Below are 22883 nucleotides of genomic sequence, written 5' to 3' on the forward strand. Positions count from 1 at the left end.
GCCGCGTACAGGTATGCTTATCGAAACAGCGGTGCGTTACTTCATAAAAACCGTGGTCACGGAGACCTGAGATGAAATGGATCATCGGACTTCTAGCCGTGCTTGCACTCGCCGTGGCCGTTCTTTTGTTCCTCCGCTTGCCGGACGAAGCCGCGATTCGCCTCGGCGGCTATGCGGCGAGCGCGGCGTTTGCCGCACTCGTCGGGTTTCTGCTGCGCTGGCGTGCCAATCGGGCGCAACGGAACAAGCGGGCAGGGTGAGGTGCGGTGAGGTGAGGCCTCATGTCCGGCGTCTGCTGCCGGCAACCCGATGGTAGTGAACTCGACTCGCGAGCGCAGCAGCGCCTCGCCAAAGGCGTGATTCCCTCACTTCAAAGCCGCCGCCTCGAACCGCTTCACCGCGCCAATCACATCGCTGCGCAGTTGCCGCAACGCGGCCTCCTGCGCATCGGGCGGCACGAGCCCTTGCCATAGCAGATCGCTCAGCGAAGCGGCAGTCGCTTCGATATCTACCGCTCTCTGTTTGCGCACCGCGTCCCACAGCACGTGTTCCATCGGGCCATATACGACGGAGCGCAACAGACCGAGCGGCATGTCGCCGCGAATATCACCGCTTGCCATGCCTTGGGCGAGCACGTTCATCATCGGCGCCGTATAGCGGCGCTGAAGTTCGACGATCACGTCGCCGAACTTGTCGTCCTTCTCGCGCCCTTCGGACAGAATCAGCGCGCACAAACCCGTGCCGTCGACGCTCAGCCGGTAGAGGTGCGTGCGCACGAGGTAGGCGAACTTGTTGCGGGTGCCCGCAATCAGCGGCAATTCGTTTTCAACCTGCGTGATGATCTCGTCGTACCAATTGCCGAGCACGCGAACGCAGAGATCGCGCTTGCTGGCGAAGTACGTGAAGATCGTCGCCTCGGACACGCCGACGCGCCCGGCGATCTCCGTCATGGTGGCCGACGCATAGCCGACTTCGGAAAAGACGTGCCGGGCCGCCTCGAGAATCGCCTTGAGTCGTTGTTCGGAGCGCGCCTGCACGGGCACGCGGCGGGAGACGGTGGATACGGTCATCGGCAGGAATGGGCGGCGAGTTGGGTCGGCATGAGTTGAGTCTAGCTCAAATGATATGACGGCAAAAGGTTGGATTTATTATCAAACAAAGATAACCTTTAAACAGCGCGCAGAAGTAAAACCTGAGCTACACTCAACTAACGCCGAGAGCGCAGTACATTGGAGGAGACACCCGAATGCCCGCAGCTTCGTCGAGCACCTCGCCGCCATCGAGCGGCTATCGTTCAGTTTTCCGCGACGGTCTGTTCGCGGGCAAAGTGATTATCGTCACCGGCGCGGGCAGCGGGTTGGGCCGTTGCACGGCCCACGAACTCGCGTCGTTAGGCGCGACCCTGGCGCTGGTCGGCCGAAGCGACGACAAACTGAAAACGGTGCAAGCCGAACTGGCCGAGGATCACCCACACCCGGCCGGCGAACATAAGCGCTATTGCTGCGACATCCGCAACGAGCAACAGGTCCGCGAAACGATCACGTCGATCATCACCGAGCTGGGCCGCATCGACGGCCTCTTCAACTGCGCCGGTGGGCAGTTCCCCGCGAAACTCGAAAAGATTTCCCTGAATGGCTGGGACGCGGTGGTGCGCAACAACCTGCACGGTACGTTTCTGATGTCCCGCGAGTGCTACACCCAATGGATGGAACATCACGGCGGCACCATCGTGAACATGCTCGCGGATATCTGGGGCGGCATGCCCGGCATGGGTCACTCGGGCGCGGCCCGCGCGGGTGTGTGGAACTTCACTGAAACCGCCGCGTGCGAATGGGGCCACGCGGGGGTGAGGGTCAACGCGGTCGCGCCGGGCTGGATAGCATCCGCGGGCATGGACAGCTACAACGAAGACTACCAGGCGTTATTGCGCACGCTGAAGCACAAGGTCCCGCTGCAGCGCTTCGGCACCGAGTCCGAGCTTGCCAGCGCGGCAGTATTTCTGTTGTCGGAGGCGTCGGCGTTCATCAACGGCACGGTGATCCGCGTCGACGGCGGCGTGCCGAACGCGCGCCATTCATGGCCGCTTGCGCAGGCGGAGCGTACGATCGAATATAGCGGCTTCCCGCGCTATCAACCGCCGACGGGCTTGCAGGAGCAGACACGATGAATCTCGACGGCCAGACCTACGAATCGCTGAGGGCAAACTTCACCTGGCGCATCCCGGCACGCTACAACATGGGCGTCGACGTGTGCGATAAATGGGCCGACGGTTCGGGCCGTCTTGCGCTGATCTACGAAGATCCCGAGGGCAACGCCACTCGCTATACGTTCGACCAGTTGAAGACGCTCTCCGATCGCTTCGCCAATGCGCTCGTCGCGGCCGGTGCGCAACGCGGCGACCGTATCGGCATCTTCCTGTCGCAATCCGTCGAAACGGCGATCGCGCATCTTGCCGCTTACAAGGCCGGCCTCGTGGCCGTACCGCTTTTCGCGCTGTTCGGCGTCGATGCGATCGAACACCGGCTCGGCGATAGCGGCGCGGTGGCGTTGATTACGGACCACGGCGGCGTGCGCAAGGTCGACGAAATCCGCGCCGCGCTGCCCGCGCTGCGCACGGTTTTCAGCGTGGATATCGATCAGGACAACGGCGATCCGCAAACACCCGTGCGTTCTTTCTGGCAAGCGCTGAACCACGCGCCCGCCGACTTCACGCCGGCCGACACCGGCGCCGACGATCCCGCTGTCATCATCTACACATCCGGTACGACCGGCAAACCGAAGGGCGCGTTGCACGGGCACCGCGTGTTGCTCGGGCATCTGCCCGGCGTCGAGATGTCGCAGCAGGGTTTTCCCGCGCACGCCACGCTGATATGGACGCCCGCGGACTGGGCGTGGATCGGCGGCCTGTTCGACGTGCTGCTGCCGTCGTGGCATCACGGCGTTCCGGTACTGGCGCGCCGCTTTGCGAAATTCGACGGCCAGGCCGCGTTCGATCTGATGGCGCGCCACGCGGTCTCGCATACGTTCTTGCCGCCCACCGCGCTGAAGATGATGCGCGGCGTCGAGCATCCCGAACGCTGGCAGCTCGCGTTGCGTTCGGTGGCGAGCGGCGGCGAATCGCTCGGCGAGGAATTGATCGGCTGGGGCCGCAAGGCGCTCGGCGTCACGATCAACGAGTTCTATGGACAGACGGAGTGCAACGTGGTGGTGTCGTCGTGCGCGGCGCTTTTCGAGCCGTGCTTCGGCGCGATCGGCCGCGCGGTGCCGGGGCATCATGTTGCGATTGTCGATATGGATGGCAACGAACTGCCGCCAGGCGCGATCGGCGATATCGCGGTGGCCTCGCCCGATCCGGTCATGTTTCTCGGCTACTGGGGCAACGAGGCGGCGACGCGCGAAAAATTCCGCGGCGGGTTTCTGGTGACCGGCGACCTCGGCACGCGCGACGCGGACGGCTTCATCCGTTTTGTCGGCCGTGGCGACGACGTGATCACGAGCGCCGGCTACCGGATCGGGCCGGCTTCGATCGAAGATTCGTTGCTGCGTCATCCGGCTGTTTCGATGGCGGCCGTGATCGGCGCACCGGATCGCGAGCGCACCGAGATCGTGATGGCGTTCGTGGTGCTGAACCCCGGCTTTATCGGCGACGCGGCGCTCGTGCGCGAGATCCAGCAGCATGTCAAAACGCGTCTCGCCGCGCACGAATATCCGCGCGAGATCCGCTTTGTCGACAGCCTGCCGCTGACGGCGACCGGCAAGGTGATCCGCAAAGCATTGCGCGAGGGACTCGGGCAAGACGCGGAGCATGCCGCGCCGAAGCCTGAACCGCGATAAGCACGAGCCAACGTCCACCCACTACGCGCAGGGATATCGCACCGACCATTTATCTGGAGCGCGGCCCGAGCCCGGACCGCCGCGCGTGACAAAACACTCGCTGCGTGTCAGGGCTGCAGCGAGTCACCCTTCACGGCTTTGTCGACTATCTGCTTCGGTCCGCGCACGGCGAGCCCCAACGGGGCGCGTGCGCAACCCCGCGCAAAAGCGAACAGGCTTCGCCTGTCGCGTGTTCGCAGGCGGCCTATGTCGGGTTTTGCCTAATCCCATTCGGCGACCGTTCACTCGAATAACCTCGCGTGCTGCATTGCAAACCTGATGAGGCCTCAGGCTCATCGCCGTTTGCATCGCAATCGAGCGCGGCAGACGCAGGCCGATCGACGCTCCTGCAGCATAGGGCAAGTCCCTGGCGCGATTTAGCCGTGCATTACCACTCGCGTTCGCGGCCTCCTAAACTGGATTCAACCAGGAGGGGACCCAGATGGCCAAACTCATTCACACGATGATCCGCGTGTTCGATCTGCCGCGCTCGCTGCAGTTCTATCAGAAGGCTTTCAATCTAAACGTATCGCACCGCCTCGACTTTGCGGATTTCACGCTCGTGTATTTGCGCAACGAGGAAACCGACACCGAAATAGAACTCACCTGGAACAAAGGCCGGGAGGAGCCGTATTCGCATGGCGACGGCTACGGGCACGTGGCGTTTTGCGTCGACGATGCAAAAAGCGAGCGGCAGCGTCTGCTCGATCTCGGCATGACGCCCAACGATCTGCGTGAGTTTCACAACGACAACAGCGAATTGCTGGCGCGCTACTTTTTCATTCAGGACCCTGACGGCTACAAGATCGAAGTGCTGGAGCGCTACGGCCACTATCAATAAGAGCAATCCGGGCGGCCGCCGCGTGTAGTTGCAATACCCCACAACAACCAGGTTGCATGGGACCGGAGTAAGCCCCTAAGCGCTAACTCCGGTCGACCAAGGAGACAGACATGAAGACAACGATTATCCCGATCGTCACGTCCGGACACGCACATCATGCGCATCGTCACGGGCACGAACACGAGCACGAGCACGAGCACGAGCACGAGCACGAGCAGCACCCCGGCGAGCATCGCGCGGTGAAGGCCGCCACCGCCGCCTTGCGGATTCCGCTCACGCGGCGCGAGCTATTGAAAGGCACGGGTGTGCTGATGGGCACGCTGGCGGCTTCGTCGGTGTTGTCGAGCTTCGCGCCGAGCCGCGCCTGGGCGCTGGAAATGCAGGGACTGGACACGCATCAGGGCGAAGTGATTCTGGCCTTCACACGGCAGCTCTACCCGCACCCCACGCTCGACAACGCGGTCTATGCGTTGGTGGTAAAGGACCTCGACGCGAAAGCGAAAGCCGATCCGGCAGTGCGCCAGCAACTCGCGGACGGTGTCAAACAGCTCGACGCGCAAGCCGGCTCGGACTGGCTCAAGCGCGCGCCCTCGGACCAGGCGCGAGACGTCACCGCGCTCGCCGGAACCCCCTTCTTCAACACGATACGCAGCACCGCGGTGGTCTCGCTGTACGCCAACACCATGGCGTACGCGCATTTCGGCTACGGCGCGTCGGAGGGCGATGGCGGCTACCTGAGCAAAGGCTTCAACAGTCTCTCGTGGCTGCCCAACCCGCCGGCCGCTGCCAGCGGCCCGATTCCGACGGACAGCTAAGCGCCACGACGGCAACCATCATGCATGGGACCATGCGGAGACAGGACATGAATCAAGACAACAACAAGGTGCGTTTTTCGCACAACGACGACAAGGTCGTCGTGATCATCGGTTCGGGCGCGGGCGGCGGCACGCTGGCCAACGAACTGGCGCAGAAGGGCATCAACGTCGTCGTGCTGGAAGCAGGCAAGCTGCACACGCAGGCCGATTTCACGACCGACGAATGGAGCTCGTTCCAGATGCTGTCATGGCTCGACAAACGCACGACGTCGGGCACCTGGCGCATCGCCAAAGACTTTCCCAATCTCCCCGCCTGGATCTGCAAGACGGTGGGCGGCACGACCACGCACTGGGCCGGAGCGAGCCTGCGGATCAGGCCGCACGAGTTCAAGGCGAAGACGACATACGGCGATATCAAGGACGCCAACCTGCTCGACTGGCCGCTCACGCGCGAAGAGCTCGATCCGTATTATGACCGCGCGCAGCAGAAGATGGGCATCACGCGCACCAACGGTTTGCCGGGTCTGCCGGGCAACAACAACTTCAAGGTGTTGTCGGCCGGTGCGATGAAGGTCGGCTACAAAGAATGCAATACCGGGCACATGGCGATCAACAGCGTGGTGCGTGACGACCGCGCGCATTGCTTCCAGCGCGGCTTCTGTTTCCAGGGCTGCCGCACGGGCGCCAAATGGTCGACGCTCTATACGGAGTTGCCGCGCGCCCAGGCGACCGGCCATATGGAGTTGCGCACCCAGGCCCATGTGGTGCGGATCGAAACCGATGCGCGCGGCAAAGCGAAGGAAGTGCTCTATTACGACGGCAACGGTAAATTGCAGCGGCAAAAGGCGCGCATCGTCGCGGTGGCGGGCAACTCGATCGAGACGCCGCGCCTGCTGCTGAACTCGCATTCGAGCAAATTCCCCCAGGGACTCGCGAACGGCTCCGGGCAATTGGGCCGCAACTACATGCGTCACACCACGGGCTCGGTGTACGCGGTGTTCAACGACAAGGTGGAGATGTTCAAAGGCACCACGATGGCCGGCATCATCGAGGACGAAGCGACGTTCAATCCACAGCGCGGCTTCGCGGGCGGCTATCACATGGAGACCGTGTCGCTCGGCCTGCCGTTTTACGCGGCCTTTCTCGATCCCGGCGCGTGGGGACCCACGTTCACCCAGGCCATGGATCAATACGCGTACACGGCGGGCATGTGGATCGTCGGTGAGGATATGCCGCGCGAGAGCAATCGCGTGACGTTGAACACGGACGTGAAGGACCAGTACGGCCAGCCGGTCGCCAACGTGCATTTCGACGATCACCCGAACGACGAGGCGATGCGCGAGCATGCATTCAGGCAGGGTACCGCGGTGTATGAAGCGGCGGGCGCGAAGACGGTGTATCGCGTGCCGCCGTATCCGTCCACGCATAACCTCGGCACGGCCCGCATGAGCGCACGGCCCGAAGACGGCGTGTGCAACAGGTTCGGACAGACACATGAAGTGTCGAACCTGTTCATTTCCGACGGCAGCCAGTTCACCACCGGCGCGGCGGAGAACCCGACCATGACGATCGTCACGCTGGCGATCCGCCAGGCCGATCACATCGCCGCGCAGATGAATAAGCGCGCGGTGTAGAGCGGTTCGACGGGGCAGGGCCGCGTTCGGGTTCGAGGCGATTGTCGAGCGGCGGATGCCGGCGTATGTTGACGAAGGCGGCGGCGTGCCGTGGCTGCATGAAGAGCGCACGGCACGCATGCCTGAAAACCGGGAGTAACACCATGTGTGGGATATACATCAACGCCGATCCGATCCTGTACGAGTCGCGCACGCGCTCGTTGCGCATCCACGGCGTGATTACCACGGTGCGGCTGGAGAATCTGTTCTGGGACGTGCTGCACGAAATCGCCGCGCGCGAAAGCATGACCACCAGTCAGTTCGCCGTGCAACTGTACGACGAACTGATCGCGCTGCGCGGCGAGTTGCCGACTAACTTCGCGTCGTTCCTGCGCGTGTGCTGTTTGCGCTATCTGTCCATGCGTACGGAGAAGGGCGCCGACGTGCCCGCCGCGGCTCCCGAACCGGCGGCTGCGGCGAGCGAAACGAAACCACGCATGCTGAAGACGGTTTGATGCGCGAGGGCGGCGCGAAACCGCAGCGGAAGACCGGAGGCGCGTGCCGGACCGCGTGCTAGGATGCTCGGCACATTCCGCATAACGTTGGAGACATGGATGAGTCCGGAGAGTGCCGCCCGCTTCGATGAACAGTTCGCGCCTCGCATCGCCGAGGCCATTGCCGCCTGCCTCGCCACCACCGTGCATACCGAAGTGCTGCCTTACGGCGGCCACGGGCATCCCACCCGCGTGCGGATTCATGCAGCGCCGATCGAGAACATGGGGCTGTACCCGCACCCGTTGAATCTGTATCTGACCTGGGACAGCGACGAAATCGAGAGGCTGATGGGGGCCGAAGGGCCGTCGCGTTTCGCGGGCTATCTGGCCGCGCTGCCGCGCAAGCTCGCGGCGTGGAATCATGCGCGCGAACTGGACTTTCTCTCCCATACGCAGGCCGAGCCGGTCGCCTTGATCGGCGGACTCGACTTCGAGTCGTAAGCGGCGGGTTGCGCGCCGCTTCGTCCAGACAGGCTGCAACCGGCGCCGCGCGGCGAGCACGGCGCCGGTCCGTCAGGCCGCGGCGCCGAGCCTGAAGAAACTCACGCTTCGCACGAGCCCCGACGCCTTGCTTTGCACCGCGTCGGCCGCGGCCGACGCCTGCTCGACGAGCGCCGCGTTGCTTTGCGTCACCTGGTCCATCTGCGTGACGGCATCGTTGACCTCCGCGATGCCCGTTGCCTGATCGACGCTGGCCGTCGCGATCGACTCGACGATGCGTGTCACACTGCCGGCGCTTTCCACCACGCCGTCCATCGTATTGCTTGCGTGAGTGATCAGTCGCGTGCCGGCCTCGATCGTGGCAACCGACTCGCGAATCAGCGTCTTGATCTCGCGCGCGGCGTCGGCGGAACGTTGCGCGAGGCTGCGCACTTCGCTTGCCACCACGGCGAAGCCGCGTCCCTGCGTGCCGGCGCGCGCCGCTTCCACAGCCGCATTGAGCGCGAGGATGTTCGTCTGCGCCGCGATGGCTTCCACCACCGCGATGATATCGACGATGCGCTTGGATGCCGCGTCGATCTGGCCCATCGTGCGCACGGCGTCGCTCATCACGACGCCGCCTTCGCGAGCGGCATGAGCGGCGGTCTGCGCGAGCGAGGTGGCTTCGCGTGCGTTAGCCGCGTTGCGCTGAACCGAGTCGGTGAAATGCCGCATCGACGCGGCGGTTTCTTCGAGCGAGGCCGCCTGCTGTTCGGTTCGTGCGGACAGGTCGAGGTTGCCGGCGGCGATTTCCTGCGTGGCCGTCGAAATCGTATGCGCGCCTTCACGGATTTCGCTGACGATATGCCGCAGGCGCTGGTTCATGTCGTTGAGCGCGGTCAGCAACAGGCCCGTTTCGTCGCGGCTCACCACAGGCACCTCCGCGCGCAGATCGCCTGCCGCAACCGCCTGCGCGACGCCCACCGCCTGCCTGACCGGCACGGTGATGCTGCGGCTGAGAAACCAGACCGCGAAGGCGCCGACGCCGAGCGAACCGATAACGACCGACAGCAACAGCGCGGTCGCGATCGCGTAGGCCTGTTCCGCCGCCTCGCCCGTGCGCACGCTGGAGTCGTGCGCCTGTTGCATCACTGCCGCGACGATGTCGTCGATCGCGGCGGTCGGCGCGCGGTCGATGCCTTTCACGAGAACATCGACGGCGTGCGCCGTGTCCGGATCGGCGGCGTTGTAGTGTTTGAGCGCGTCGAGGTAGCTGTCCTGCAACGAAGCATGCGTGGCGAGCGCCTTGTCGACACCGTCCACGTTAGCGCCCAATGCGCTCAACTGATCCTTCAGGCGCAGCAGGGCAGCGTGCGTCGTGCCGCTTTCCCGGTTGAAAGCATCACGGTACTTGCTGAAGGCGGCGGGATCGGCGCCGCGCAACAGCAGGTCCTTCCATTCCTGAACCTGTTTCTTGAACTCGACCTGGGCGACGCGCGCCGTGTCGGCAGCTTGCGCATACTGGCTGAGCGACTGTGCGGACTGGATTTGCAACGCATGCGTTCTTGACAACGCGTGCCAGCCTTCCAGACCCACGATCATCGTCGCGGCCAGCAATACCGCGCCGAGCAACGCCAATTTAACGGCGATCTTCAGATTTCTATAAAACTTCACTGCAATGGTCCGGCTGTAGCGTTTAGTCGAGTTTGAACTGCGTCACGGCGCTCGCGAGGCTCACGGCCTGGCTTTGCAGGGCGGCCGCGGCGGCGGTGGATTCTTCGACCAGCGCGGCATTCTGTTGCACCATTTCGTCGAGCTGGCTGACCGCGCGGTTGACTTCCTGAATGCCGCGGGTCTGTTCGTTGGCTGCTTGCGTGATTTCGGAAATGATCGTCGTCACATTGGCGACGTTGCTGACGATCTCCGTCATCGTCTCGCCGGCCTGGCGCACCTGGCCCGAACCCGACGAGACGCTGGCCACCGTTGCTTCGATCAGCGCCTTGATTTCCTTCGCGGCCTGCGCGCTGCGTTGCGCGAGGCTGCGCACCTCACCGGCCACGACCGCGAAACCGCGGCCCTGTTCGCCCGCGCGCGCGGCTTCCACAGCGGCGTTCAGCGCGAGGATATTGGTTTGAAACGCAATGCCGTCGATCACGCCGATGATGTCGGAGATTTTCACCGACGCATGCTGGATTTCACCCATCGTCGCGATTACTTCGGAGATCACCACGCCGCCGCGCGAGGCGACCTGCGAGGCGGACACCGCGGTATGGTCGGCCTGTTTCGCGGCACTGGCCGATTGCGTGACCGTCGAGGTGATTTCTTCCATCGATGCGGCGGTTTGCTGCAGGCTCGCGGCCGCGGATTCCGTGCGGCCCGACAGATCGACGTTGCCCGCGGCGATTTCATTCGCGGCGACGCGCACGGATTCGCTGGCGTCGCGAATCTGGCGCATCACGTGGCTGAGTTTGTCGATGAAGGTATTGAACGATCGCGCGATCTGCGCGACCTCGTCGTTGCCGACGGCCGGCAGGCGTTGCGTCAGATCGCCCTCGCCGGAGCCGATGGCGTCCATCGCATCGCGCACTTTCGACAGGCGCTGGAACGACACGGCGGTGACCGCCGCCACGATCGCTGCCGCGATACCGGCGATCACAATCAGCGCGATCACCGAAGCGGTCAGCAGCGAACGCATGCCGGCCGTCGCTTCGGCTTTGTCGAGGGCGACGACCGCATACCAGTCGGTGCCGGGAATCGCCTGTGCGCGCATCAGTTTCGTGCTGCCGTTCACGTCCATTTCGAGCGGACGATCCGCGCTGAAGAGCGCGGCGAGCTTGTCGCTGGTCAGGCCGGGCGCGACGTCGGAGACCGGCTTCAAGGTCAGTTTCGGATCCGGATGCGCGACGATACGACCGCCTGCGTCGATCAACATGCCGAAGCTCGCGGGTGTCGGATGAATGGCCTTGACGTTGGCGATCACGCTGTCCATCGCGACGTCGCCGGACACCACGCCCTTCACCGCGCCGTCGCGCACGACCGGCGCGGCGAATGCCACCACCAGCTTGCCCGTGCCCACATCCACGTACGGCGGCGTCACCACCGGCTTGCCCGCCGTGGCGGCCTGTTTGTACCAAGGACGGCCGGTCGGATCGTAGTCGGGCGGAATACCGGTCGGGTCGGAGAACTTCGACGTCCTGTCCGCATATCCGACGTACACGTTCGCGAATCTGCCGGCCGCCGCGATCTGCTTCAACGCGGCAGACGGATCGGGTTGCAGGACCGCTTCCTGCAGCGAGTTGATCATCTGACTGTTGGCGGCGACCCAGTCGCCAATGCCGGTCACGTGGCCGCTTTCCACCGCGGTCAGACTGCTGCCGATGGCATCGGCGTTATACGAGTTGGCGACGACATAGTTGAGAGCCGCGTTGACAGCAAGCGCAACCACAACGATAGCGACGCTCAAGGCAACGATGCGAGCGCGAATGGAGGTGAACATGTCGGGAGTCTTTCGGAGTAAGCGGTGAACCGGAATCGGCGAGGCCGGAGCCTCACTTGGGGTATACGGCCTGAACGGGCGGGACTTGAGCGGCAAATTCCGTCAATCGCCGACATTCGCCGGGAGAGCGGCGTGGCGGATTGCCGCATGAGGCCCGGGAATGGCGTCGCGCGTGGCGTCGCGAATGGCGTCGCGAATGGCGTCGTATTCGTACGACAATAACGCCGGATAGCGCACCCGGCGATTCGTTTCACATCACCGGCGAGTGCAGATGATGCGGATGGTCGAGTGTCTCCGCCACGATGTGCAGCGCTTGTGCGCATTCGTCGCGCGTTTTCGAGCCGCCGAGGCACACGCGCATGGCGTTGGGCGGATTGCCGTCGGTGGAGAATGCCGCGCCCGCCACGGCGGCAATGCCCTGATTGCGCAACTGCAATGCGAGTTCGGACGCGCTCCAGCCGCTTTCCACCGGCACCGGCAACCACAAATGAAAGCCGTCCTGATGTGCTTCATACGGCCACGCTTCGAGCATGCGCGCGGCAATCGCCTGACGTGCGCGCGATTCGTTGCGGATCGCAGTGAGCATGTCCGCGGCGGTGCCGTCCGCGATCCATTGCGTGGCGAGCATGACCGTGTAGGGGCTCGCCATCACGGTGGTCGCGCGCAACGCGCCGGCTAGCCGCTGGGTCTGGCGCGGCGTCGGCGCATGCAGATGCGCGACGCGCAAACCGGCGCCGAAGCTCTTCGACAGGCCCGTCACGTAATAGGTGAGTTCGGGAGCGAAGCTCGCGAGCGCATCGGGCGCGCTCTGCGGCAGCATCGCGTACGCATCGTCTTCGATGATCGGCACGCTGTAGCGTAGCGCCACGTCGGCGAGCGCTTCGCGGCGTTTGTGCGTCAGCGTGAGCGTGCTCGGGTTTTGCAGCGTCGGATTGCAATAGAACGCGCTCGGCTTGTCGGCCTTGCAAAGCGCTTCGAAGGCGTGGGCGAGCGGGCCTTCGTCGTCGCGTGGCAATGCCTGTAGACGCACACCGAGTTGCGCGGCGATCGCCTTGATGCCGGGGTAGGCGAGCGCATCGAGACAGATGGTGCCGCCGGGTCGCGCGAGCTGCGAGACGAGCGCGACCAGCGCGCTATGAATGCCGGGACATACCAGCACGTTCTGCGCGTCGCAATGCGGCACGCGGCGTCGTAGCCATTCGGCGCCCGCATCCTTGTCGGCCGCCGAGCCGCCGAAGTCCTGGTAACGCAACAACTGATAGGGATCGCTGTCGGCCATCTGGCGCGCGGCGGAGTCGCGCAAGCGCAGGGCGTAATCGGGCGGCTCGGGCGGCGTGTTCATCGACATCTCAATGCTGCTGCCGCCCGCGAGCGGCAAGGTCGCCGTGCGGCCGCGCACGAACGTGCCGCTGCCGGCGCGCGAATCGAGCAGGCCGCGCTTGCGCGCTTCGGCATAGGCGCGCGCCACCGTCGTGTAATTCAGGGCGAGTTCCTCGGCGAGATCGCGCAGTCCCGGCAGGCGGTCGCGCGGACGCAGCCGCCCGGTGGCGAGATCTTCTTCGATCAGATCGGGGATCGCGAGATAGGCGGGTTTGCGAATGTCGGCAAGACGTTTGATCCAGTGATGTGTCGGGCTGCTCATCGGCTTCGGGTCTCTCTTCACGTTCAAAAAGATGATTGCATCCGCATGCGATAAATGATCGGATTGATCGACTGTGGTGAATGACTGCACCACGCCGACACGTTCGGCGGCGCGAAGCGCACATGGCTGGTGCGGCCTTGGCGCACCAATAGCGTTTGCGCGGGATGCCTCGGCTGTACGCAACCTTCGCGCCAAAAAGATTTTTGAGTCGCACTTCGAATCGAGGCGGAATTGATTGCTGATTGATCGCATTCGCGTGGGCGATCAATGGCACGGCCGTTGCATTGGAAGAAGCGCGCACAGCTTGAACGCGCGCCCTCTTTTACTTAGCAAACCTGATCGGAGAGTGTCATGCCAGCCGTCAACAAACCGCTGCATCAGAAAGGCGATTACCTTGTCGACTATGAGGAGAAAGTCTTCGAAGACGTGAAAGCCGAACCGGGCGAGAAGGCGCTCGTCACGTTTCATACGGTCGCGTTCGAAGGCTCGATCGGTTTCGTCAATCTGTTGCAGGCCACGCGCCTGCAACGCAAGGGCTTCGAAACTACGGTGCTGCTGTACGGACCGGGCGTGACGCTCGGTCTGCAGCGCGGCTTTCCGACCCTCGGCGACGAAGCGTTCCCCGGTCATCTGAACTTCAACAAGCAACTGATGAAGTTCATGGAAGAAGGCGGCAAGGTCTACGCGTGCCGCTTCGCGCTGCAGGCGCTGTATGGACACGGCGAAGCTTCGCTGATCGAAGGCATTCGCCCGATCAGCCCGCTCGACGTGCTCGACATCCAGCTGCTCCATCGCAAGGACAATGCATTGATCATCCACACGTGGACGGTCTGACGAGAGGCGAGTGACCACTATGTCCGATAAATCGACCGGCAAACGCATCGTGCGCGCCGCGGCGGTCCAGATCGCACCGGACTTCGAGCGCAGCGGCGGCACGCTCGAGAAGGTCTGCGAGGCAATCGAACAGGCGGCGCGCAAAGGCGTGCAACTGATCGTATTTCCCGAAACCTTCGTGCCGTATTACCCGTACTTCTCTTTCGTACGGCCGCCGGTCGCCTCCGGCGCCGATCACATGAAACTCTACGAAGAGGCCGTGGTGGTGCCGGGTCCCGTGACGCAGGCGGTGGCCGAGCAGGCACGTTTGCATCGGATGGTGGTGGTGCTCGGCGTAAACGAGCGCGATCACGGCAGCCTTTACAACACGCAATTGATCTTCGACGTGGACGGTCAGATCGTGCTCAAGCGCCGCAAGATCACCCCGACGTTTCATGAACGGATGATCTGGGGGCAGGGCGACGCGGCCGGGCTGACGGTGGCGCGCACGGCGGTGGCGCGCGTGGGCGCGCTCGCCTGCTGGGAGCATTACAACCCGCTCGCGCGTTATGCGTTGATGACCCAGCACGAAGAGATTCATTGCAGCCAGTTTCCCGGTTCGCTGGTGGGGCCGATCTTCGCCGATCAGATCGAAGTGACGATCCGGCATCACGCGCTGGAATCGGGTTGCTTCGTGGTCAATGCAACGGGTTGGCTCAGCGACGCGCAGATTGCGTCCGTGACGCCGGACCCGAATCTGCAGAAGGCGCTGCGCGGCGGCTGCAATACCGCGATCGTCTCGCCTGAAGGGCAGCATCTTGCCGAGCCGCTGCGCGAGGGCGAAGGCATGGTGATCGCGGACCTCGACATGGCCCTGATCACCAAGCGCAAACGCATGATGGATTCGGTCGGCCATTACGCGCGCCCCGAATTGCTGAGTCTCGCGATCAACCGGCGGCCCGCGGAAACCGTGGCGCCGATGCCGGCGTGGCCGCCCGTGTCCAAGGCGGATGTCAATTCAACCGAAGGAGGGTGCGATGAACGCCAGCGAATCGCTGTCGGCGCAGAGCCGGCAATTGATGACTGAATTGCAGTCGGCCGGCTTGCGGCTGGTGTCGCCGGATGCGGGCGCGGCGAGCCGGCGCGGCGGCGCGGGCCCGTCGGACCACAAGGCGGTGACGGTGGACGGCGTGACGATCATGGTGCCCGTGCACACGAGCACCGCGTGGCACTCGCCGTTCGTTGCGCAAACGCCGGATGCGAGCGGCACGAGCGCGCTGTTGCGCGGCACGATCCCGATCGCCTCGATCAGCTTTCCGAAAGCGCCGCGTTTTTACGGCATGCAGACGCTCGACGGCGTGCCGTACTCGCATATCGCCACGCTGCATAGCGCGGACGTGCTCGCGACTACCGTATTGCAAACCTGTATTCGCTATGAAAGCCGCCGCAAGAGTTGCAAGTTCTGCGCAATCGGGCAGTCGCTCGCGGCGGGTCGCACGATTGCGCGCAAGACGCCCGAGCAACTGGCGGAAGTGGCGCGCGCGGCCGTGTTGCTCGACGGCGTGAAGCATATGGTGCTGACCACCGGCACGCCGCCCACGCCGGATCGCGGCGCGCAGATTCTGTGCGAGAGCGCGTTCGCGATCAAGGCCGCGGTCGATCTGCCGATCCAGGCGCAATGCGAGCCGCCGGACGACGACCGCTGGTTCGCGCGCATGAAAGCGAGCGGCATCGACACACTCGGCATGCATCTCGAAGTCGTGACACCCGCGTTGCGCGAACGCATCATGCCGGGCAAGGCGAGCGTGCCGCTGTCGCGTTACATGGAAGCGTTCGAGGCCGCCGTGGCCATATTCGGACGCGGACAGGTCAGCACCTATATTCTCGCCGGCCTTGGCGATAGCGCCGAAGCGATTCTGGCGATGTCGCGCGAGCTGATCGAGTTGGGCGTCTATCCATTCGTCGTGCCGTTCGTGCCGATCAGCGGCACGCCGCTCGAAGATCATCCGGCGCCGACGCCCGAATTCATGAAGTCGGTATTGCAGCCGCTGGGCGGCATGCTCAATGCCGCGGCCATGCGTTCGAGCGATATCAAGGCCGGCTGCGGTAAGTGCGGCGCGTGTTCGTCGCTGTCCTCATACGAGGAGTGATCATGTTCGGTGAAGCGATCGCAGGTGAGGCGCTGGACGGCGACATGGATGTCGCGCCGTATACGCCGAGCGAATTCCGTATCAAATGGACCACCCTGAATTGGGAAGCCGAAGAGGCGTTCAAGTTGCGGCGCGCCGTCTTCTGCATCGAGCAGGGCATTTTTGTCGGCGATGATCGCGACGATATCGATCAGCACGCGCAGCAACTGGTGGCGCTCAGCTGCCTTGCCGGCATGCCGGAGCAGGTGGTCGGCACCGTGCGCATTCATCGCGATCACGGCAATGTGTGGTTTGGCTCGCGGCTCGCCGTGCATGCGGCATTTCGCCGGCACGGCAAGATCGGCGCGACGCTGATTCGGCTGGCGGTGAGCAGCGCGCATGCGCTTGGCTGCGAGACGTTCCTCGCGCACGTGCAGAGCCAGAACGTGCCGCTCTTTCGCGCGATGTATTGGGACGTGCTCGCCGAGGAGACCCTGCTGGGCAGGCCGCACCATCTGATGCAGGCGCAACTGGATCGATATCCGCCGTGCGCTGAGCCGTATGGCGGTTTTGTTACGCAAACTCGTGCGCAGGCGCACGCGCTGCCGCGCCGTCGTGAGCGCGAGCGGAGTGCGGCATGACGGTCGCCGATCTGGTCGCCGCCTTGCGCGAGAGCCGCGGGTTCCGGCACAAGACCGATATCGTCGGCGTCGTCGATTCGCTCGCGAAGCGCTTGCCGCGCGGCACGCGCGATCTCGCGCAGGCCGTGGCGCTCGGCGACGACTGTGCCGCGCTCGCCGATGGCGACGGCTATCTGCTGTTCGCTATCGAAGGCATGGTCAGCGATTTCGTCAGCGCGATGCCGTGGTTCGCCGGCTATAGCAGCGTGATGGTCAACGTCAGCGATATCTATGCGATGGGCGGACGGCCGCTGGCGGTGGTGGATGCGCTGTGGAGCCCGGGCATCGGCGCGGCGCAACAAGTGCTGGCGGGCATGGCGGCCGCTTCGCTCGCGTATGGCGTGCCGATCGTCGGCGGCCATACGAATACACGCAGCGACGCGGCGCAAGTGGCGGTGTCGATTGTCGGCCGCGCGAAGGCGTTGCTGTCGAGTTTCAATGCGAAGCCGGGCGACAGTCTGCTGATGGCCGTCGATCTGCGCGGCCGCTTCGAAGAGCCGTATCCATTCTGGAATGCTTCGGTGGATGCGCCGCCGCGGCGTTTGCGCGCCGACCTCGAACTGCTGCCGCAACTGGCGGAAAGCGGTCTTTGCGACGCCGCGAAAGATATCAGCATGGCGGGCACGCTCGGCACCGCGTTGATGCTGCTCGAATGTTCCCAAGTGGGGGCGCGGATCGACCTCGATTGCATTCCCAAGCCAGACGATGTGCCGCTGGAACGTTGGCTGACTGCCTTTCCCAGTTTCGGTTACCTGCTATCCGTGCGGCCCGAACACGTGCAGACCGTGCAGGCGACATTCAACGCGCGCTTGCTGGCGTGCGCCGTGATCGGTTGCGTCGATGCAACGAGCGAGGTGATCCTGCATCGGGGCGATGACGTCGCCACGCTATGGGACTTCCGGCGCGAGCCCTTCATCGTCGGAAAGGGCGAGGTGAAATGAGCGCGCTGCGTATCGCGTTGCTCACGCATTCGGTCAACCCGCGCGGCGGCGTAGTGCACACGCTCGAACTGGCGGCGGCATTGACGGCGCTCGGGCACGACGTGACGGTGTTCGTGCCGGCCGTGCGCGGCGAGACGCTGTTTCGTTTGCCGCCGTGCCGGGTGGTCTATGCGCCCGTCGTGCTGCCACAGGTCGATACGGTTTCGATGGTCGAGGCGCGAATCGACGCTTTCTGCCGCGCGTTGATCGACTACGACACAGCCGCGTTCCATGTGCTGCACGCGCAGGACAGTATCAGCGGCAACGCGCTTGCCGGGTTGAAAGCGCAAGGTCTCGTTGACGGCTTCGTGCGCACGGTGCATCACCTGGATCAGTTCGACGATCCGAGGCTGGCGGCGTGGCAACGCCGCGCGTATCAGGAGGCGGACCAGGTGCTGTGCGTGAGCGAAAGATGGACGCATGACATGCATTCCATATATGGCATCCGTGCAATCACGGTGCCGAACGGCGTGGATGCGGCGCGTTTTTCTTCCCGTCGGGATCCGCATGACGCTCAACTGCGGCAGCGCTTCGGCATCGGTGACGGTCCGGTCGTGCTTGCCGTGGGCGGCATCGAGGCGCGCAAGAACACGCTGGCGCTGCTCGAAGCATTTGCATCCGTGCGCCGCGCTTTGCCGCACGCACAACTCGTGATCGCGGGCGGCGCGAGCCTGCTCGACCACAACGCCTATAGCCGGCGCTTATTGCAACGGGCGAGCGAGCTTGGCCTGTCCATCGGTCCGCATGAAAACGTCGTGGTGACCGGCCCGCTCGAAGACGCCGTCATGCCCGCGCTGTTTCGAAGCGCCGATGTGCTGTCGATGGTTTCCTTATGCGAAGGCTTCGGTCTCGTCGTGCTGGAGGCACTCGCCAGCGGCACGCCGGTGGTCGCGTCGTCGATCGCGCCGTTCACCGAGTATCTCGACGACGCCACCTGCTGCTGGGCCGATCCTCTGAACGTGGAGTCGATCGCGGCGGCCCTTGTGCGAGCGCTCGGCGAAAGCGGCATCGACTTCGAGCATGCCGTGCCTGCGCTACTCGCACGCTTTAGCTGGGCGACAAGCGCGCGGCGTCACATGGACGCCTACCGCCGTTGGCTCGCGAGGCGTGCTCCGATTCCCCACTGATTCGAGGATAAGCAATGCCTGTCATGCACTTTCGGATTCAATGGCCGGATGGCAACGAAGCGAATTGTTATTCACCTTCGCTCGTGATCGGCGATTTTTTCACCCCGGGCGAGGCCTATGCGCTGGAGGATTTCGTCGACCGGTCGCGCCAGGCGCTGGGCATCGCGTCGGAGCGGGTACGCGAGAAATACGGCTTTGCGTGCTCGGCGGCGATGGACCAGCTCGCGCAGATCGAGCGCGATGCGGCGCGCTTTCGCGACCGGCCCGGTGCGACCGTCAAGGTCATCGAATTCAGCTAGGCGCTCATTCTTTCAGAGGACGCAACATGTCGAATCCAACACATCACGCGCGCGCTGACGGTCATTACAGCGTGCTCGTCATCGGCGGCGGACAGGCCGGGCTGTCGGTCAGCTATTACCTGAAGCAGGCCGGCATCGACCATCTGGTCGTGGAAAAGAATACGGTCACGCATACGTGGCGCGAGCAGCGCTGGGACGCGTTCTGTCTGGTCACGCCGAACTGGCAATGCGCGTTACCCGATTACCCTTATCGTGGCGCCGAGCCGAACGGCTTCATGCGGAAGGACGAGATCATTGCGTACCTCGACGGCTTCATCGCGCACGTGGATGCGCCGGTGATGGAGCGTACTGAAGTCAAGCGCGTCAAGCAGCGCGACGACGGCGTCTACGCCATCAACACCACGCAAGGCGATTTCACCGCGGATCAGGTGGTGGTGGCCTCGGGCGGCTATCACACGCCGATCGTGCCGCGCCTCGCGGAGCGCTTGCCCGCGGGGATCGTGCAACTGCAATCGTCGGCATATCGCAACCCGCAGGCGCTGCCTGAAGGCGCGGTGATGGTGGTCGGCACGGGCCAGTCCGGCGCGCAGATCGCGGAGGACCTGCATCTGGCCGGCCGCAAGGTGGTGCTCGCGGTTGGCGAGGCGCCGCGTTGCGCGCGGTTTTATCGGGGCCGCGACGTGGTCGACTGGCTCGCCGATATGCAGTACTACGACATGCCGGTCGAAAAGCATCCGCTGCGCGAAGGGGTGCGCGACAACACCAATCATTATGTGACTGGTCGCGACGGCGGTCGCGATATCGACCTGCGCAAATTCGCCGCTGAAGGCATGGAGTTGTACGGCCGGCTCGACGATCTGCGCGACGGTCGCTTCCATTTTTCGCCCACGCTGGCGGCCAATCTCGATGCCGCCGACGATACCTATAACCGGATCAACGCGAGTATCGACGGCTTCATCGAGAAGCACGGCATCGACGCGCCGGCGGGTGGCGCGTACGAACCCGTCTGGCGTCCGGCGCAGGAGCGCACGACGCTCGATCTGCAAGCCAGCGGGATTGCCGCGATCGTCTGGTGCATTGGGTTTACGCCGGACTTCAGCTGGCTCGATGCACCGGTGTTCAACGGTCGCGGTTATCCTGCGCATACGCGCGGCGTTACGCCGATCGACGGTTTGTATTTCGTCGGCTTGCCGTGGCTGCATACGTGGGGCTCAGGGCGTTTTTCCGGCGTCGCGCGCGATGCCCGGTTCATCGTGGATGCAATTCGCGAGAAAGCACGGGAGCGCGCGTCGTTATCGGCCGCGGTCGCCGCATGACGTGACGGCGCCTGGGCGCCTGGGCGCCCGGCAGAAAGCATGGAAAACGGCCGCTGCGTTTTCTGTCGCGGCGGCCGCTGTATGCAGCCGAAACGTTCGGCTGAGGCTGATGTCGAGCTTAAGCGCCCAGCGCCGGGTCGCTCATGCTGCTCTTGCCGGTCTCCACGTGTCCGGCAAAGCGCCGCGCGAACAGCGGATCGGTGTCGACCGTAATCGCCAGGTCATACCAGCCATGCGCATTGCGCAGATCCAGATAGAGCTGCTCGGTGTCGCCGCCACGCACCGAATGCTTGATCACGTTGCCCGGATCGTACGCGTTGACGATCGTGAACTGGCAACGCGCGCTGCCCACGTTTTCCAGCCGTAATTGCAGGTTGCCGTTCGAGACATCATAGCCCTCCGCGACTTCAGGCCGCGCGATGTCCGAGCCATGCCACCAACTGCGCGCGACGGGCCTGCCGGCGAAGCGGCGCAGAAAGCCGTTCGGGCCGTACACGGTGAAATCGTAGCTGCCGTCCGCATTCAACGGCAACTGATCCTGCAAGCGCTTGCCCGCTTCCACCGTATAGGTGCGCGGCGCGTCGAGACTATGGGCGGCGTAGACGAGAAACACCGCGCCGGTCCGCCCCGTGTTGACGAAGCGCATCGTGAGTTTATTGGCCGCGCCTTCGCCATGCACGCGCACGAACAGCTCGTAAGGCAGCGCGCGAGCGGGGCGCACGCCGGCTTCCTGTTTCGGCACGGACTGCAGGGCAGGCGGCAGCGGCACATAATCCGGATGACGGTTCTGATCCGGCGGCACGTAGCCGCTCGTGCTCGGCAGCGTCGGAAAGGCGTCGTTCGGGTTGCTGAAGTTGAACGCGGACATCAGATCGCCGCACACCGCGCGACGCCACGGCGTGATGTTCGATTCGCCGAGATTGTGATCGTGGCCGAAGCGCTTTTCGATAAAGCGGATGACCGACGTGTGGTCGAACAGTTCCGAGCAGACGTAGCCGCCTTTCGACCACGGCGAAACCACCAGCATCGGCACGCGCGTGCCGAGTCCGTACGGGGCGGCCGGGGTCTTCGCATCGCCCGGATAGATTTCGTTGCTGGTATCGACGGTGGACAGACCGTTCGCGCTCGACGACGGTGCGAACGGCGGCACCATGTGGTCGAAGAAGCCGTCGTTCTCGTCGTAGTTGATCAGCAGCACCGTCTTGCTCCACACCTCGGGATTGGACGTGAGAATCTGCAGCACCTGGTCGATGTACCACGCGCCGTAGTTCGCCGGCCAGTTCGGGTGTTCGGAATAAGCCTCGGGCGCGACGATCCACGACACTTGCGGCAGCGCGTTGTTCTGCACGTCGCGCTTGAGGATATCGAAGTAGCCGTCGCCTTTCGCTGCGTTCGTGCCGGTGCGTGCGTTGTCGTAGAGCGGGTTGCCCGGCTGCGCGTTGCGGTACTGATTGAAGTAGAGCAGCGAGTTGTCGCCGTAGTTGCCGATATACGGATTCTGCGTCCAGCCCCACGAGCCGTTCGCGTCGAGACCGGTGCCGACGTCCTGATAGATCTTCCAGGAAATGCCCGCGTTTTGCAGCACTTCGGGATACGTGGACCAGCCGTAGCCGAGTTCGGAATTGTCGATCACCGGGCCGCCGCCGCTGCCGTCATTGCCCACCCAGCCGCTCCACATGTAGTAGCGGTTCGGGTCCGTCGGGCCCATCAGCGAGCAGTGGTACGCGTCGCAGATCGTGAAGGCGTCGGCGAGCTGATAGTGAAACGGAATGTCCTCGCGCGTGAGGTAGGCCATCGTCGTCGCGCTCTTGGCGGGCACCCATTGATCGTAGCGGCCGCCGTTCCACGCCGCGTGCGTGCTGCTCCAGTCGTGCGCGAGATCCTGCAGGAACTGCAGACCCAGATTGGGCGCGGTAGGGCGGAACGGCAGCACGTAGCCGGCATCCGCCGCGAGCGGTTGATACCACACGGGCTTGCCGCTCGGCAGATTGATCGCGCGCGTGTCGCCAAAACCGCGGACGCCCTTGAGCGTGCCGAAGTAGTGGTCGAACGAGCGGTTTTCCTGCATCAGCACGACGATGTGCTCGACATCGCGAATCGTGCCCGTCTTGTTGTTGGCGGGAATGGCAAGCGCGTTGCGAATGCCCAGAGGCAGCATGCTCAATGCGGTCGCGGAACCGGCTGCATGCGCGGCGGAGCGCAGAAAATCACGGCGATTTTTTGAGGTCATGGTATTGGCTTTCGATCTTCGGTGGAGAAACGATCCACGTGGCGCGCAAGCCTCG

General features: G+C 64.1%; 22 protein-coding genes. 16 read left to right on the top strand and 6 right to left on the bottom strand.

Annotated elements, in window-relative coordinates; genetic code table 11:
• Positions 1–71: 71 nt before the first annotated feature.
• Entirely contained in the window at positions 72–260 is a 189-nt protein-coding gene (locus CJU94_RS11260) for a hypothetical protein (RefSeq protein ID WP_095418746.1), read from the top strand.
• 105 nt (positions 261–365) lie between these two features.
• Here the strand turns inward: CJU94_RS11260 and CJU94_RS11265 are convergent, their stop codons facing one another.
• On the bottom strand, positions 366–1070 hold the full coding sequence (locus tag CJU94_RS11265) for a TetR/AcrR family transcriptional regulator (RefSeq protein WP_095418747.1): 705 nt from the start codon (positions 1068–1070) through the stop codon (positions 366–368).
• A gap of 176 nt (positions 1071–1246) precedes the next feature.
• Here CJU94_RS11265 and CJU94_RS11270 point away from each other — a divergent pair, with 176 nt between their 5' ends.
• The 7 genes from CJU94_RS11270 to CJU94_RS11300 all read left to right on the top strand — a co-directional run bounded on the left by CJU94_RS11270 (position 1247) and on the right by CJU94_RS11300 (position 8137).
• A complete protein-coding gene (locus CJU94_RS11270) occupies positions 1247–2167 on the top strand; it encodes an SDR family oxidoreductase (protein WP_095418748.1) in 921 nt (306 codons plus the stop codon).
• The gene (locus CJU94_RS11275) at positions 2164–3834 is read left to right on the top strand and encodes an acyl-CoA synthetase (RefSeq protein WP_095418749.1); all 1671 of its coding nucleotides are present in this window, start codon (positions 2164–2166) and stop codon (positions 3832–3834) included. Before CJU94_RS11270 ends, CJU94_RS11275 begins: the two co-directional genes overlap by 4 nt.
• A gap of 481 nt (positions 3835–4315) precedes the next feature.
• On the top strand, positions 4316–4714 hold the full coding sequence (locus CJU94_RS11280; RefSeq protein WP_095418750.1) for a VOC family protein: 399 nt from the start codon (positions 4316–4318) through the stop codon (positions 4712–4714).
• A 110-nt stretch (positions 4715–4824) separates the two neighbouring features.
• Positions 4825–5529, top strand: coding sequence for a twin-arginine translocation signal domain-containing protein (locus CJU94_RS11285; RefSeq protein WP_095418751.1), 705 nt, complete (start codon positions 4825–4827; stop codon positions 5527–5529).
• Positions 5530–5576: 47 nt separating this feature from the next.
• A complete protein-coding gene (locus CJU94_RS11290) occupies positions 5577–7163 on the top strand; it encodes a GMC family oxidoreductase (protein WP_095418752.1) in 1587 nt (528 codons plus the stop codon).
• 143 nt (positions 7164–7306) lie between these two features.
• Complete coding sequence (locus tag CJU94_RS11295) at positions 7307–7657, top strand: ribbon-helix-helix domain-containing protein (RefSeq protein ID WP_095418753.1); 351 nt, start codon at positions 7307–7309, stop codon at positions 7655–7657.
• A 99-nt stretch (positions 7658–7756) separates the two neighbouring features.
• Entirely contained in the window at positions 7757–8137 is a 381-nt protein-coding gene (locus CJU94_RS11300) for a DUF5594 family protein (protein WP_095418754.1), read from the top strand.
• A 72-nt stretch (positions 8138–8209) separates the two neighbouring features.
• On the opposite strand, the gene CJU94_RS11305 is transcribed toward CJU94_RS11300, so the two are convergent.
• From CJU94_RS11305 to CJU94_RS11315, 4 genes are all read right to left on the bottom strand, one after another.
• Positions 8210–9790, bottom strand: coding sequence for a methyl-accepting chemotaxis protein (locus tag CJU94_RS11305; RefSeq protein WP_095418755.1), 1581 nt, complete (start codon positions 9788–9790; stop codon positions 8210–8212).
• Between the two features lie 22 nt (positions 9791–9812).
• On the bottom strand, positions 9813–11612 hold the full coding sequence (locus tag CJU94_RS11310) for a methyl-accepting chemotaxis protein (RefSeq protein WP_095418756.1): 1800 nt from the start codon (positions 11610–11612) through the stop codon (positions 9813–9815).
• A gap of 102 nt (positions 11613–11714) precedes the next feature.
• Positions 11715–11849 carry a hypothetical protein gene (locus CJU94_RS42250; protein WP_279636584.1) on the bottom strand — a complete coding sequence of 45 codons (135 nt, stop codon included), beginning with the start codon at positions 11847–11849 and terminating at the stop codon, positions 11715–11717.
• 13 nt (positions 11850–11862) lie between these two features.
• Positions 11863–13254, bottom strand: a complete 1392-nt coding sequence (locus CJU94_RS11315; RefSeq protein ID WP_095420304.1) for an aminotransferase-like domain-containing protein — start codon at positions 13252–13254, stop codon at positions 11863–11865.
• Positions 13255–13605: 351 nt separating this feature from the next.
• On the opposite strand from CJU94_RS11315, the gene CJU94_RS11320 reads away from it, so the two are divergent.
• Genes CJU94_RS11320 through CJU94_RS11355 form a run of 8 tightly spaced genes read left to right on the top strand, consistent with a single transcriptional unit; the run spans position 13606 to position 20598 of the window.
• Positions 13606–14088: an MSMEG_0572/Sll0783 family nitrogen starvation response protein gene (locus CJU94_RS11320; protein WP_095418757.1), complete on the top strand. Its 483-nt coding sequence runs from the start codon at positions 13606–13608 to the stop codon at positions 14086–14088.
• 19 nt (positions 14089–14107) lie between these two features.
• Positions 14108–15154, top strand: a complete 1047-nt coding sequence (locus tag CJU94_RS11325) for a Nit6803 family nitrilase (protein WP_095418758.1) — start codon at positions 14108–14110, stop codon at positions 15152–15154.
• A complete protein-coding gene (locus CJU94_RS11330; protein WP_095420305.1) occupies positions 15147–16217 on the top strand; it encodes an MSMEG_0568 family radical SAM protein in 1071 nt (356 codons plus the stop codon). Before CJU94_RS11325 ends, CJU94_RS11330 begins: the two co-directional genes overlap by 8 nt.
• Before the next feature lie 2 nt (positions 16218–16219).
• Positions 16220–16837 (top strand): MSMEG_0567/Sll0786 family nitrogen starvation N-acetyltransferase, encoded by a 618-nt coding sequence (locus CJU94_RS11335; protein WP_095418759.1) that lies wholly within the window; start codon positions 16220–16222, stop codon positions 16835–16837.
• Positions 16834–17817 (top strand): sll0787 family AIR synthase-like protein, encoded by a 984-nt coding sequence (locus CJU94_RS11340; protein ID WP_095418760.1) that lies wholly within the window; start codon positions 16834–16836, stop codon positions 17815–17817. Before CJU94_RS11335 ends, CJU94_RS11340 begins: the two co-directional genes overlap by 4 nt.
• The gene (locus CJU94_RS11345; RefSeq protein WP_095418761.1) at positions 17814–18983 is read left to right on the top strand and encodes an MSMEG_0565 family glycosyltransferase; all 1170 of its coding nucleotides are present in this window, start codon (positions 17814–17816) and stop codon (positions 18981–18983) included. The genes CJU94_RS11340 and CJU94_RS11345 overlap by 4 nt, the downstream gene beginning before the upstream one ends.
• Before the next feature lie 14 nt (positions 18984–18997).
• Positions 18998–19282, top strand: coding sequence for an MSMEG_0570 family nitrogen starvation response protein (locus CJU94_RS11350; protein WP_095418762.1), 285 nt, complete (start codon positions 18998–19000; stop codon positions 19280–19282).
• Positions 19283–19308: 26 nt separating this feature from the next.
• Positions 19309–20598 carry an MSMEG_0569 family flavin-dependent oxidoreductase gene (locus CJU94_RS11355; RefSeq protein WP_095418763.1) on the top strand — a complete coding sequence of 430 codons (1290 nt, stop codon included), beginning with the start codon at positions 19309–19311 and terminating at the stop codon, positions 20596–20598.
• A gap of 118 nt (positions 20599–20716) precedes the next feature.
• On the opposite strand, the gene CJU94_RS11360 is transcribed toward CJU94_RS11355, so the two are convergent.
• Positions 20717–22828 carry a phosphocholine-specific phospholipase C gene (locus CJU94_RS11360; RefSeq protein ID WP_095418764.1) on the bottom strand — a complete coding sequence of 704 codons (2112 nt, stop codon included), beginning with the start codon at positions 22826–22828 and terminating at the stop codon, positions 20717–20719.
• Positions 22829–22883: the final 55 nt, after the last annotated feature.

Source organism: Paraburkholderia aromaticivorans (assembly GCF_002278075.1).
GTDB lineage: Bacteria > Pseudomonadota > Gammaproteobacteria > Burkholderiales > Burkholderiaceae > Paraburkholderia > Paraburkholderia aromaticivorans.